The organism is Wolbachia endosymbiont (group A) of Ischnus inquisitorius (assembly GCF_964026985.1).
In the GTDB taxonomy this organism is placed as follows: Bacteria; Pseudomonadota; Alphaproteobacteria; order Rickettsiales; family Anaplasmataceae; genus Wolbachia; species Wolbachia pipientis.
This window is the reverse complement of sequence record NZ_OZ034715.1, coordinates 1,151,397-1,164,260: the sequence shown is the minus strand read 5'-3', so window position 1 is coordinate 1,164,260 and position 12,864 is coordinate 1,151,397. Positions and strand designations below refer to the sequence as shown.

At 34.9% G+C, this 12,864-nt stretch carries 9 protein-coding genes, 1 tRNA gene and 2 pseudogenes; 5 read left to right on the top strand and 7 right to left on the bottom strand.

What is annotated here, in order from left to right; translation table 11 throughout:
* Nucleotides 1-59: 59 nt before the first annotated feature.
* From AAGD90_RS06075 to hflK, 3 genes are read right to left on the bottom strand one after another with little or no spacing between them, the layout of a single operon-like run.
* Nucleotides 60-1,553, bottom strand: coding sequence for a DegQ family serine endoprotease (locus AAGD90_RS06075; protein ID WP_341821826.1), 1,494 nt, complete (start codon nt 1,551-1,553; stop codon nt 60-62).
* A gap of 3 nt (nt 1,554-1,556) precedes the next feature.
* Complete coding sequence (gene hflC / locus AAGD90_RS06070) at nt 1,557-2,429, bottom strand: protease modulator HflC (RefSeq protein WP_155969359.1); 873 nt, start codon at nt 2,427-2,429, stop codon at nt 1,557-1,559.
* Between the two features lie 2 nt (nt 2,430-2,431).
* Complete coding sequence (hflK, locus tag AAGD90_RS06065; RefSeq protein WP_010962866.1) at nt 2,432-3,466, bottom strand: FtsH protease activity modulator HflK; 1,035 nt, start codon at nt 3,464-3,466, stop codon at nt 2,432-2,434.
* A gap of 453 nt (nt 3,467-3,919) precedes the next feature.
* Here hflK and walE1 point away from each other — a divergent pair, with 453 nt between their 5' ends.
* The 4 genes from walE1 (at nt 3,920) to AAGD90_RS06045 (ending at nt 6,983) form a co-directional block, all read left to right on the top strand.
* Nucleotides 3,920-5,443 carry an actin bundler gene (walE1, locus tag AAGD90_RS06060; protein ID WP_341821825.1) on the top strand — a complete coding sequence of 508 codons (1,524 nt, stop codon included), beginning with the start codon at nt 3,920-3,922 and terminating at the stop codon, nt 5,441-5,443.
* 554 nt (nt 5,444-5,997) lie between these two features.
* On the top strand, nt 5,998-6,324 hold the full coding sequence (cutA, locus tag AAGD90_RS06055; protein ID WP_341822194.1) for a divalent-cation tolerance protein CutA: 327 nt from the start codon (nt 5,998-6,000) through the stop codon (nt 6,322-6,324).
* Nucleotides 6,315-6,389, top strand: a tRNA-Gln gene (locus AAGD90_RS06050). The genes cutA and AAGD90_RS06050 overlap by 10 nt, the downstream gene beginning before the upstream one ends.
* 135 nt (nt 6,390-6,524) lie before the next feature.
* The gene (locus tag AAGD90_RS06045) at nt 6,525-6,983 is read left to right on the top strand and encodes a hypothetical protein (RefSeq protein WP_022626355.1); all 459 of its coding nucleotides are present in this window, start codon (nt 6,525-6,527) and stop codon (nt 6,981-6,983) included.
* A 24-nt stretch (nt 6,984-7,007) separates the two neighbouring features.
* Here the strand turns inward: AAGD90_RS06045 and AAGD90_RS06040 are convergent.
* The 3 genes and pseudogenes from AAGD90_RS06040 to recG form a co-directional block, all read right to left on the bottom strand.
* Nucleotides 7,008-7,702 (bottom strand): annotated as a pseudogene (locus AAGD90_RS06040) (IS5-like element ISWpi1 family transposase); the annotation flags it as partial.
* A gap of 2 nt (nt 7,703-7,704) precedes the next feature.
* Nucleotides 7,705-8,649, bottom strand: a pseudogene (locus tag AAGD90_RS06035) (IS481 family transposase); the annotation flags it as partial.
* 131 nt (nt 8,650-8,780) lie between these two features.
* Nucleotides 8,781-10,802 carry an ATP-dependent DNA helicase RecG gene (gene recG / locus AAGD90_RS06030; RefSeq protein ID WP_341821823.1) on the bottom strand — a complete coding sequence of 674 codons (2,022 nt, stop codon included), beginning with the start codon at nt 10,800-10,802 and terminating at the stop codon, nt 8,781-8,783.
* Between the two features lie 296 nt (nt 10,803-11,098).
* On the opposite strand from recG, the gene AAGD90_RS06025 reads away from it, so the two are divergent.
* Nucleotides 11,099-11,896, top strand: a complete 798-nt coding sequence (locus tag AAGD90_RS06025; protein WP_341822193.1) for a hypothetical protein — start codon at nt 11,099-11,101, stop codon at nt 11,894-11,896.
* Between the two features lie 12 nt (nt 11,897-11,908).
* On the opposite strand, the gene miaA is transcribed toward AAGD90_RS06025, so the two are convergent.
* A complete protein-coding gene (miaA, locus tag AAGD90_RS06020; RefSeq protein WP_264329657.1) occupies nt 11,909-12,802 on the bottom strand; it encodes a tRNA (adenosine(37)-N6)-dimethylallyltransferase MiaA in 894 nt (297 codons plus the stop codon).
* Nucleotides 12,803-12,864: the final 62 nt, after the last annotated feature.

Sequence of the window (12,864 nt, the reverse complement as noted above, 5' to 3'; positions counted from 1 at the left end):
TTGAAGTGTTACAGTAGCGAGCTTACAACACTACTGTTTTGTAAATTTAGTGAATAAAATTACTTCTTTAATTTTATTGAAGCGAAAAATTGATTTCCATTGCGGTAAATGAGCAACATTATTGAATCTTTACCGTTTTTCTTTACTGCTAAATCAACTTGTTTTTGAAAATCGTTAGTATTTTCTATATCAGTTCCATCCAATTGGATAATGATGTCCCCTTTTTTAATACCACGCAGCGTGGCATTACTGTTACTATCTACATTGGTAACTATCACACCTTTTGTAGGTACATTATTTTTACTTTCTTTTGATTCTTTTGGCAGATTTGAAACAGTTAAACCGGTTACATAATCAGATGTTGATTTATTTTCTTCTTGATTGTTATCTTGGCCATCATTTGTAGATTCTCCGATCACAACTTTAATATTAACCTCTTTGCTCTTTCTAAGTAACTTAACTTGCACTTTTTTCTCAGGTCCAGCTCTTGAAACCATTTGAGGTAATTGTGTCATTCTATCGATTTTTTTACCGTCAAATTCTAATAATATATCACCTACTTTAATCCCACCTTTTTCTGCAGGACTATCCTTTACTATACTTGCAACCAATGCGCCTTTTATATCTTTTAAACCCAAGGACTCAGCAAATTCTTTCGTTATAGGCTGAACTTGCACACCAAGCCAACCATGTTTTATTTTTTTGCCACTTTTTAATGTGTCAATAATTGACATAGCTAAATTAGATGGTATGGCAAAACCTATACCCACGTTGCCGCCAGACTCAGATGGAGAATAGATAGCAGTATTAATACCTATAACTTTTCCATTTAAATCAAATAACGGTCCTCCAGAGTTACCCCTATTAATTGCAGCATCAGTTTGAATAAATTCATTCATAGTGCCAATACTAATGTCCCTGGACCTTGCAGATATAATTCCTGTGCTTACAGAGCCACCCAAACCAAATGGGTTACCTATTGCCATAACCGTATCACCAACCCTTGCTTTATCAGAATCACCAAATGCAACAGAAGAAAGATCTTTATCAGAATTAATCTTAAGCACAGCAAGATCAGTTCTTGCATCATAGCCTAAAACTTCTGCTTTGAAATAAGTATTATCGTTCATAGTAACTGTGATATCTTGGGCGTTTTTAATAACGTGATAATTTGTTACTATGATTCCACCTTTATCTATAATAAACCCAGAGCCAAGCAACACCACCTCTTTGTTAACACTAGGGCCCCTATCCATAAAAAACTGATCAAAATGCTCAAAAAACTCTCTAAAATCATCAAAAAAATTATTTCCTGGCATAGATGGAACTCTAGTTCTGCTGTTATTTTCTTGTTTGATGATTTGTTCGCTTGAAATATTTACAACCGCAGGAATGAGTTCTTCCACTAAATCGGCAAGTCCTTGATTACAGTTGCATGCAGTAGTGCTAGCATCAACGACCTTTTTTGCATTCCAATCAAACATATTAGCATACGAAGAAAACGCAATTAGAAAATATGCAAATATAGATAAAATAAATGCCTTACTTTTCATAAATTATTTCCATCCTTTATTTAAAATATCTAAAAAGTTATTGTTTGGTGAAAGTACAAATTTAGTATTATTTTCGGCAAATGATTTACTGTAAGCGCTCATAGAGCGATAAAAGTTAAAGAACTCTTCATCAACCTTAAATGCCTCATTATAAATTCTAGTTGCTTCAGCATAACCACGGCCCCTTATTTCGTACGATTCTTTTACTGCACTGGAGATAATTTCCCTTTTTAATTTATCAGCTTTTGATCTAACTTCCTGCCCCGCTTGCTCTCCTTCTGCTCTAATTTCTTTTGCTTCTTTTTCCCTTTCAGTTTGCATACGGCGAAATATTGCAGAACTATTTTCTTCTGGTAAATCTGCTCTCTTAATTCTTACATCTATTATTTCTATGCCAAATTTTTCAGCTTCAGAATAAACTCCACGCTGAATCAATTGCATAACCTCTGATCTTTTTTCATTCAACAAACTAATCAACGAGAATCTGCCTATATTTTCTCTTATGTGTGCTTCTATAACTGGATACAATCTTCTAACCAGCCCTGATTCATTCCTCACAGCCTGGTAAAAAGTAACAGGATTTGTTATTTTATATTTTGCATACGCATCTACTATAATACGTTTTTGATCCGCTGTTATCACTTCCCTTGGGATCTTATCAGGACTTAAATCTAAAACTCTTTTATCAAGAAACTCTACACTATTTATGAATGGCAACTTAAAATATAAGCCACTTTCCCTAACATCCCTTACAACTTTACCGAGTTGTATAACTATCGCTTGCTTTGTTTCTTGCACAACAAATATTGAATTAGATAAAGCAATCAATAAAACAACAAATACAGAAACAAAAACAATTTTAATATTACTACTCATGGTTATTTTCCTAAATTTGTAAGAGGTAAATAAGAAAACATACCTTTCAGATCATCAGTTACAACAACTTTGTCTACCTTACTGAAAATATTTTCCATAGTTTCAAGATAAATACGATTCTTAACGAGAGAAGGATTCTGTCTATATTCCTCATAAAGAGATAAAAAGCGATTTGCATTACCTTTTGCTTCATTTATTATTTCATTTTCATATGCTTGTGCATCTAATTTTATCTTTATCGCTTCACCCTTTGCTCGAGGTATAATATCATTATTATAAGCATATGCTTCGTTTATAGTACGCTCTTTGTCTGCACGAGCACTTTGTACATCTCTAAACGAACTGATTACTTTTTCTGGTGGATCAATTTTTTTCATTTGAACAGATAAAATCTCTATACCCATTTGGTATCCATCAAGAATCTGCTGCAATAGAATTCTAGTATCTCTAGAAATTTCTGGTCTGCCTTGACCAAGTGCAAAAGAGATCGTATTTTTACCTATTATTTCTCTCATGGCACTTTCAGCAGCATTTTTAACACTGAAACCGGGTTTGTAATCCCGCACTTTGAATAAATAGTCCTTAGCATCTCTAACGCGCCATTGAACCTCGAAGTTAACGTTGACTATATTTTCATCTCCAGTTAGCATCACGCCTTCACCGCGATCTGTATCTCGCCCATAAGAACTACTTACCCCAATTTCTTCACGATTTACTTCCTTAACGTTCACTTTAAAAACCTTGCCAATAGGGTAGGGGAAGTGATAACGCAAACCAGGTGTTTCTGTATTAGAATATTTACCAAAGGTAAGTTCTATACTTTCTTCACTAGGATGGACAATATAAAAGCCAGTGCAAGCATAGAACAGCAAAATAATGAAAATGATGAAATAAGGTTTTTTGCCCCTGTTTCTGGTTAATCCATTAAGAAAGAACCTTATATCAGATACAGCTTTACTTAAAATATCTTCATTATTAGGAGTTTTATTCCCTACCGGTTTCTTTCCCAGATTCCAAGGATTATTATCATCAAACATAATGATTGATTCTATAATTAATACGCTAATATTACTTCTTTAATAAGAAAATGCAAACATAAATTGCTATTTTATTTACAAATTAATCATCAGGATGGAAAACATGATCGTACACTTCCTTTTCTCTATGTAATATGGTCGACTCTATGGAATTTTCTGGCTTTTTTTTGAATTCTTTGTTGTCACTCTTTAAGTGCACTACGTCTTTGTGAAAATGGGAATTATACCTAAATAGTAAAGCTATTATTATTAAAGTTATAACAGCCAAAAAGATGAGTATTCTTTTTCTATACTTCATAAATGCTGCAGCTTCTTGACCTAATTTTCTATGTTACCACAAAACACGTCAAGCGAAATTATTTGAAGACAAATAAATACTGGCAATCAATTTAACACTAACTTAAGAATCAAGGAATACAATTATAATATATTTAATTAATAGTGAGGTTTAAAATGTTACATAATGAAAAAAATTCAAATTCTGTTGGAACTCAACAAAACCAACCAGAAGATAGTTTTGATTTGAATAAAACGATGCAAAATCTACCAAATTCAGATATTGCTAATGATCCCAAGAAGCTAAAAGAAAGAATTACTGACCTGTTAAAAGGGGATACAAAATTCTCTAAGATGAAACAAGGAGATAAGATTCTTGTAGTAAGTGCAGCAAGTGGATTATTTACGGCAGTACTACCACTTTTGGCAGTTGGTGCAACACTTTCTATACCAGGTGCTATAGTTGGTCTTGCTTTATATTTCGCTGTAAAAGTCGCTGTAAAAACAGTTCAATCTGGATATAAAGGGCTCAAGTGGTCAGCAGAAAAAACAGTTGATGGGGCGAAATATACTGCTGGGAAAGTTAAGGACGCATCAACATACGCTGCCGGAAAAGTTAGAGATGGTGCTGTGCATGTTAAAGATAAGGTGAAAGAAGGTTATGAACATTCAGTAGATTCACTGAAAAAAGGCGCTAGTTTTGTAGGCGAAGGAGTGGCAAATAAGTTCCATAAGGCATCTGGTGAGACGGACTATTTAGATAAGGTAAAAAGGTTTACTCCAGATGCAATTAAGAAATCTGACGAAATAAGAAATGATATGAAAGCAATTTTTGCTGATAAAGGAAATAATTCTGGGTTAGTGAAAAATGTACTTTCTGGAATATCGTCAGAAATTGATTTAAAAATGGCAGAGAAGGCAAAATCAGGGGAGATTGAACATACTTCTGGATGGCAAGTACAGAAAGAATTCATTAATAATTTAAATGAAAAAAGCTTGCATAACTTTTTAACACAAAGGTCATTACCTAAAGGTAGTTATTTCATCGACAGTGTTTTCTCTGAACATTACGATGAAATTAAGAAGGTTATTAAAGAATGTAGAGAAAATCATTTGTACTCAAGCGTAAGCAATATGTTTGACAGAGCAGAGAAAAAAGCTAACAGGCCTTCTGTCAAAAGTTTAACTAGGTCTGTGTCATCATCATTCTCTTCACTGGGAAGAAAAGGCTCTGAACAATCTAACAGCTTGTCAAAAAGCAATTCACTAAATTCTATAGGAACTGAAAGTACTGCTACTGTCTCTGATTCAGATTCTCAGAACTTTGCAACAGTCCGTAGAAGCAATTCATCTAGTAGCTTAACTCCTAAGCTTACTCCAGTTGCTCCACCAGAACTACCTAGAAGCGCCTCATTGACTAACTTAAATGGACAAAGTTCTTTCAGTGAAGATGTTCTCAGTGATCCTATTGTGGAGCAAAACCTGGATAGTTTGAGTAACAGAACTCTCACTCACAGTAATTCTACTGATAGTGGAATGGGTTCTGGTTCTTCTACGCTAACAAGAAAACAAGTTCTTCCTTTAAAAGAAGAATTTGACAGAGAACTCGAAGAAAAGTTGGCAAAACGACGCGCATCTCTAGATCAACCTAGTGCAGAACCTGTCAACTCAAGAGCTACAGCAACTCCAGGAACAGTGTAATAAGTAAAACTTCTACCTTCTCCAAAAGGATGTTACTCAATGAGTAACGTCCTTTTTTTGTTTTTAAACTATAGAAAAATCCTAGATCCCAGCGGTATGCGTACAACCGTATGAACATTGTGATTTCTCTGCTAGGAAAGGTGTCATCCGAGTAGCTGACACTGGGATCCAGGAAAGTTTGCTTGTTTACAAGCAAACTAGCATAGGAAGTGGTTACAACGTTTTCGATGAGATTATATGGAAAACTGGATTCCAGTGTCAAGCACTGGAATGACATCACAGGGGCACTGGGATGACACCTTTACGTTTGAGGCAAACTAGCTATAACACTTAACATACTACCTTTGCAAACAAATGTTTATACAGTACGCGCTGGCGTTATTTTCTCTTGATGAATAAATCTCGGTAGAGTATAGTAGCAATGCATTTATGTAGCTACTAATGAATAATTTATAGCCTTTCTTATAATAGTCCGAATGCGATAAGATATGTGTTTATGGCTATAGCAGGCCAGTAGCATATTACGGTCTGTTCGGATTATTGTAAAAAGAGCTATAGTTTTGGTTTATACAACTTTTTCAAATTTTGAGGAGGCTAAAACTGTTTCTGAAGAATTGTTAAACGAGAAATTAATTGTATGTGTAAATATATTTCCCGAAGTGAATTCTCTGTATTTATGGGAAGGTAAAATTAGTAATAGTTGTGAAGTAGTGGCAATTATGAAGAGCAGGAATGATCAAGTTGATAAAATTGTAGAAAAAATCGAAGCAATGCATTCTTATGATCAGCCAGCTATTGCTGTGATGCCCATAGAAAAAGCAAATAAATCTTTTACTAATTGGGCTAATAGTGTTATTGATGTAAGTAGTATTGGGGTGTAGCCAAGTGGTAAGGCAGCGGTTTTTGATACCGCCACGCGAAGGTTCGAATCCTTCCACCCCAGCCATATTGAAGTGGGTGTGAAATGATATCACTTTTCTATAAATTAAGATTATTGAATTATATATTAGGTAGTCTAAAAGATATAATTGTGAAACTGTTTCTCTTCACAATGTATCTTTACACATTCAGCATTGTGCTCATGTTTCTCAGCAATGGTTTTTGGTATGCTGTAGAATTTTGCTCTTTCAAAAATGCGTTTTACCGTTTGTTTCAATATTGCAAGTGGTATTATGAAAATAGGGAAGATCTCGGTTACGGAATTTCTATTCGAATATTAGTGGCGTTTCTTACTCCGCATTTTCTCTATAAATTATTACTTGGCACAGGCTGGAAGTCCTTTTTAAAGGAAAAGATAATACAGATACTCAACACAAGAAGAAAAAAGGGTAGTGAGTTCAGTAACAGTAGCAAACCAAGTGGCAGTAGTTATAGTGATAAGAATAATTACAGCAATAACAGTGGTAACAATGAGCGTCAAGCTCAAGATGCAAAGCGAAAAGTAAACATGATAAAGCAGTTATTAATCAAAGATATAGAGGCAACTATAGATAGGAGATTGAATTATATTTTTTTCGGTAAAAGGAGTAAACCTCATTAAGAGGTTGTCGGGAAACTAGTAAATTCAAGCATATTCCCTCTTTAACATAACCCTACTCATAGCTAGGTATATGAAATTCTCAGTGGATGTTGTGAGTAAATCATACTCCTTCGATAGCCTTCTATTCCTATTAACCCAAGCAAAAGTCCTTTCTACAACCCATCTTCTTGGCTGTACTTTAAACCCTTGTTCTCTTGTTGGTAGTAGCTCAGGTGGCGTATCTTTGTGCACCCAAAATCTACATGGAGGCCTTTTAACAATTTCAATATCTATGTCATATTCTTCCTTTATGTGATTCTTTAAATTTCTTCCTTGGTATCCCATGTCAGCCCACATTTTTTTAACTTTAGTATATTTTGTTCTCATATTGTTTAATGCTATTTTAATACCATCTCTATCATTTTCGTTAGCAGCGCCTACGTAACAACCTAGTATAAAACCCTGAGTGTCTGTAATTATATGCCTTTTTCTACCCTTTACTTTTTTACTTCCATCATAGCCTTTGATCCCCCCTTTTCTGTAGTCTTTACAGATTGACTATCTACTATACAGGCACTCGGCTGCTCATTCCTTCCTATTTTTCTTCTACTATATTTTGTAATTTCATAATTCATTTTCTCAAAAATTCCCTGCTTCTTCCATTGCCTGAACTGCTCATACACAGTCTTCCATAGCGGAAAATCATTTGGTAAATACCGCCATTGACACCCTGTACGCAATTGTATGGTCCCAGAGTGTGATGGTGTGGATTTAGTATAAATAATTCTGGAGACTGTGTCCACTGATAACATATAAATTCATAAGGAGTAAGACCCTTAAGAGTTTTGAGTCTCTTTGCATAATTATAAGCCATAACAAAGTTATAAAGGTGTTCTTTAAGTTGCTGGTGCGATTGATAGTAATACTTCTTAACTGTAGCATCCTTTAAAGTTTTATTCATACGCTCGACTTGCCCATTCGTCCAAGGATGGCTAACTTTTGTCAAACGATGTTCAATAACATTCTCTTCGCAAACTCTATCAAATATATGTTGGAAAGCATACTTATGACGCTTCTGGTTTGTAAATTGTATACCGTTATCTGTCAAAATAGTATGGATTTTATACGGTAAAATTCTAATCAAATTACGTAAGAACTCAGCAGCTATGGGTTTTGTAGCACTGTTACACAACTCAACATAGGTAAATTTGGATGTCCTATCAATAGCAACAAACAAATGTAATTTGCCCTCCTCAGTTCTAACTTCAGCAATATCAATATGAAAGTAACCGATAGGATATTGTTTGAATTTCTTTTTTGACTTAACTTCTCCATCAACAGTTGGTAATCTGCTAATGTTGTGTCTTTGTAAACAACGATGCAAGCTAGAGCGAGTCAAATGCGGAATTGTAGACTGCAGAGCGTAAAGGCAATCATCTAGTGGCAGTAGTGTATACTTGCGAAATGTAACTATTATAGCTTCCTCTTCTAGCGTTAAAACAGTTGATCTTGGATGCTTTGGACCCATATCAGCATCTTTCGTAAATGAACGTTTTCTCCACTTAATAATAGTTTTTGGATTAAGGTTATAATGCTTGGAGAGTTTTGCTATGCTCTCTTTTCTATTTTGTATTGCTCTACGAATCGTCTGTGTTGTTTTGGCGCACCCATGTAATATCTGTCCCATAATGACTCCTTAAATGATGATGATAGTATACCATCACTCTCTGGGACCATACATAGCTTCAGTTTCATGATAAGGGGGCTGGCGGAGTTTGTCAAGGAAGTTTTTTCGTTTCTGTGGGCTACCTGGTTTTCCTACTGAAATTTTGAAAAATGTAATCTACTCCTATATTCAAATATATCAAGCAGTAATTCAAAATCAGCCATTGCGCCTTTTGCGTTATTATACGCGAGATTGAGCAGCTCTTTGTCCTGATATAAATCAGCAAATTTAAATTCCATACATCCTGATTGTTTTGTGCCTAAAATATCTCCACTGCCTCTTAGCATCATATCCCTTTCAGCAATGTAAAATCCATCTTGTGACTCACACATGATCTTTAACTTTGAAGATGAGCTTTTACTTAAATTATCGTATAATAATACACAAAAAGATGGCTTGTTTCCTCGCCCTACTCTGCCTCTTAACTGATGCAATTGTGATAACCCAAATTGCTCTGCATTTTCTATAATCATGATGGTTGCATCTGGCACATCTATACCAACTTCTATCACAGTGGTTGCAACAAGCAGAGAAAATTCATTCCTTTTGAAGGAAAACATAACTTGATCTTTCTGCTCCTGAGTCAATTTTCCGTGTATTATCCCGACTTTATCAAGAAATGTTTTTTGTAATTCCTGAAAACGCATCTCTGCTGCAGCAATATTGGTCTCTTCGTTTTCTTCTATATATGGACAAATCCAATATGCTTTTTCGCCCCTGTTTATAGCACCTTTTAGCTTTTCAATAACATCTGGCACCCTACTAATGTTCATAGTTACAGTTTTTATTGGCAATCTGGATTTTGGTTTTTCTTTCAAAATTGAACATTCAACATCACCATACATAGCTTGCTGCAAGGTTCTTGGGATTGGGGTTGCAGTAACAAAAAGTATATCGGCATTTTCTCCTTTTCCTACCAAGCGATTTCTCTGCATCACTCCAAATCGCTGTTGTTCGTCTATGACTGCAAGCCCTAAATTTTTAAATGTAACGTTAGCTTGAAATAGTGCATGAGTGCCAATCACTATATTTAAAACACCACTTGCAAGTTCGTTCATGATAATCTTTCTTTCCTTGCGCGAAGTTTTACCAGTAAGCAGCGCAACTTTTATATCGGTACAGGATAAAACTTCCTCAATCCAATTATAATGTTGCTCCGCCAAGATAGTAGTCGGTGCCATTAGAGCTGCCTGCATGTTGTTTTCTACCACATTTATCATCGCAAAAAGTGCAACTACGGTTTTGCCACTACCAACATCACCTTGCAGCAAGCTTATCATGCGATACTTGGATTTTTGTCTCTCTGAGATCTCATCTATTGCACGAGTTTGATCATTTGTTAATTGAAACGACAATTCATTTAAAACTTGCTCTTTGTATTTACTCAATATTATAAATTCTCTTCCCCTTTCTTTCACATGATTTTTTCTTGCAAGTTTCAGCGCTAGCTGATACGCAAACAATTCATCATAAGCAAGCCTTTTTCTACAAACCTCAGCTTCCACCAATGAGCTTGGTCTGTGCAACTTTATGATGCTTTCCCTCCAACTTAACCATTTTTTTTGCTTGATTAATGTATCATCTATCCACTCTGGTAAATCAGGCAATTCCTTTAGATTAGAGCTTATTATGTTCCCAATGCGCTTATTGGTAATGCCACGGCATAATTGGTAAACTGGCTCTATGCAAGCTATTTCTTTAAATTGGTTGATGTCAAGCGACACGTAATCTGGATGAGTAATTTGCCAATGTTCAGCAAACTTTTCGAGCTTGCCACTGATGATTACAGAAGCTCCAGTTGGAAATAGTTTATATAAATACTTAACTGAGTAATTAAAAAAGACTATGAACATATACTGACTCTCACTTTCAACGACTATTTTATATGGTCTACCTCTAAAAGTAGGCGGCTGATGTTCATAAACTTTTGCCATGAAAGTTGTAAGTTCTCCAACTCGAGCATCAGATAGTAACTTGCTTCTATCCACATAACTAAGTGGCTTATAAAACAGCAGATCCACCACCTTGTCCCCACCACAAAGTTTAGGTAATATTGCGGAATGAAATTTAGGTATATTCTCCAGCCTGCTATTTAGAAAAATCTGATTGCTCATTGAGATTCATACATGTGTAAAACTGTTATAGAGCCTTTTTAAAATCTTGTCACCTTATGGTCAGGTATGCACTATAGCTAGCACAGCTCTCTAACGTTATACCGCGATTCATTCGCGGTATCTCAGCCGCTAACACGTAACGGAATGACGAATTTGTTGTTTTTAAAATCGTCGGTAAGCCTAAGTTACCCCTAACTATATTTGCTATCATAGGGCTTATAGTAGGTATTTTATTAACTTATTAATCATTTTTATGTATTATTATACCATTAGCAGTCTATATCAAGGTATTAATGATGAACGGCTCTACACCAAAAGAAAAGGAAAATCCAATAGTTACACTAAGAGCTCAAGCAGAAAAGTTTGGTTTTAGCAGGTTGAGGGCTGGTAAAGATAATGCTGAAGCGAATTCTGGTGCAACTATGTACGTAGATCTTCCAAGAATGAAACTTGTTATTCAGAACAAAGTTATAACAAAAGAGCTTGTTGATGAATTATATAATAAACATACCAACCTCATTTCAAATGACAAAAATAAGTACCGCCAATTTGTAAAACAAGTTTTTACAGAGCTATTTGAATATGCTGAAGCAGAAGTTCCAAATGATTCTATTCTAGAAGAACTAATCACTAATTGTAACCAGGCTGCTTATGTGGGTGCATTGTATGGTAAAGGAGGACCTATCCTTCATTTAGCTGAAACATATGGGTTATTGTTTCAGTCTAATCATGTAACACATATTAATTGTAGTGATCCAAGTCATGCGGCAATCAGAATTGAAGAAAAAATTGCAGTTCGCACTTTTGCAGAACTGGAAGAAGAATTATGTAAATTGGATAGCTCGCTAGAATTCACACTTAAGTCTCAAGGTGATAAAAATGTAACATATGAAGATGGTAAATTGTCGCTCACTGTTCCTCGAAAATTGAGAGATTACAAAATTGATGGCAGAAATTTATTTGATGTCATTAAGGAGTATTTTTACGAATTCTGCGAGAAGCTAGGATTTAAGTTGAAAATAGAGCATGACTTGGATAAGCAACTGAAAGTGAACAGTGTAGAGTCACTTACCCACGATAAGGGTAGGACTTAGCCTTGATAATGATTAAGATATCTCAATCTCTGTAAGCTTATTTGCACAATCAATTACTTTAGAACTCGGAAATTGATTTTTAAACCAAGTATACTGACGTTTCGCGTAGTGTCTTGTATTGGTTTGAGCAATCTGTATCGCTTCGTCTAAAGTAATCTCACCTTTCAAGTACTTTATAATTTCTGGCACTCCGTGTGCTTTCATAGCTGGCAAATGTGGGGCTAGGTTCATGTTAAGTAGCTTTTTTACTTCATCAATTGCTCCATTTTCAATCATTTTGATAAAACGAGAATTTATTTTTTGGTATACATCCTCACGTTTAGGCAAAATTGTATATATCTTAAAATTATTGAATAAAGGAGGCTGTCGATTTTTCTGCCATACGAAAATCGACTTGCCAGTTTCAGTGATAACTTCAAGTGCCCTTGAAAGGCGGTGCGAGTCATTCATGAATACTTTACCTTGAATCCTTGGATCTTTGCTTAGCACTAATTTGTAAAACTCCTCTTTACTTAAATTTTTCCTTAATTCGCTTACATTTTTCCTTACTTTCTGACTTATTTGTGGCATTGATGATAAGCCTTTGATTAAACTGCTGATGTAAAGCCCGCTTCCTCCAGTGATGATAGGTATTTGAGCATTTTCTAATGCGTGATTAACTTCTTTTTCTAAATCCTCTAACCATAGACCCACGGAATAATTTTCTTTTGCTGAAACATAACCATATAATTTATAAAATTCTTCTTGCTTTAGTGGTTGAGCAGTAATTATGGGAATTTCTTTGTATACCTGCTTTGAATCACAATTTATTATACTAATATTTCCATATTTTTCTCTCAGGTTATCGCATAATTCTGATTTACCTGAGGCCGTAATTCCTGTAATAATTACTATATTATTTTTCATTTATATTAATTTAATTAACATATGATAAAGTGTAGTAAAAGTTTGGATTCTACAATCTAAAG

What these genes read in the sequence shown, in the direction of transcription:
- AAGD90_RS06075 (WP_341821826.1), bottom strand. Translation starts at nt 1,553, where the DNA reads ATGAAAAGTAAGGCATTTATTTTATCTATATTTGCATATTTTCTAATT.
- walE1 (WP_341821825.1), top strand. Translation starts at nt 3,920, where the DNA reads ATGTTACATAATGAAAAAAATTCAAATTCTGTTGGAACTCAACAAAAC.
- AAGD90_RS06045 (WP_022626355.1), top strand. Translation starts at nt 6,525, where the DNA reads ATGTTTCTCAGCAATGGTTTTTGGTATGCTGTAGAATTTTGCTCTTTC.
- hflC (WP_155969359.1), bottom strand. Translation starts at nt 2,429, where the DNA reads ATGAGTAGTAATATTAAAATTGTTTTTGTTTCTGTATTTGTTGTTTTA.
- recG (WP_341821823.1), bottom strand. Translation starts at nt 10,802, where the DNA reads ATGAGCAATCAGATTTTTCTAAATAGCAGGCTGGAGAATATACCTAAA.
- hflK (WP_010962866.1), bottom strand. Translation starts at nt 3,466, where the DNA reads ATGTTTGATGATAATAATCCTTGGAATCTGGGAAAGAAACCGGTAGGG.
- AAGD90_RS06025 (WP_341822193.1), top strand. Translation starts at nt 11,099, where the DNA reads ATGAACGGCTCTACACCAAAAGAAAAGGAAAATCCAATAGTTACACTA.
- miaA (WP_264329657.1), bottom strand. Translation starts at nt 12,802, where the DNA reads ATGAAAAATAATATAGTAATTATTACAGGAATTACGGCCTCAGGTAAA.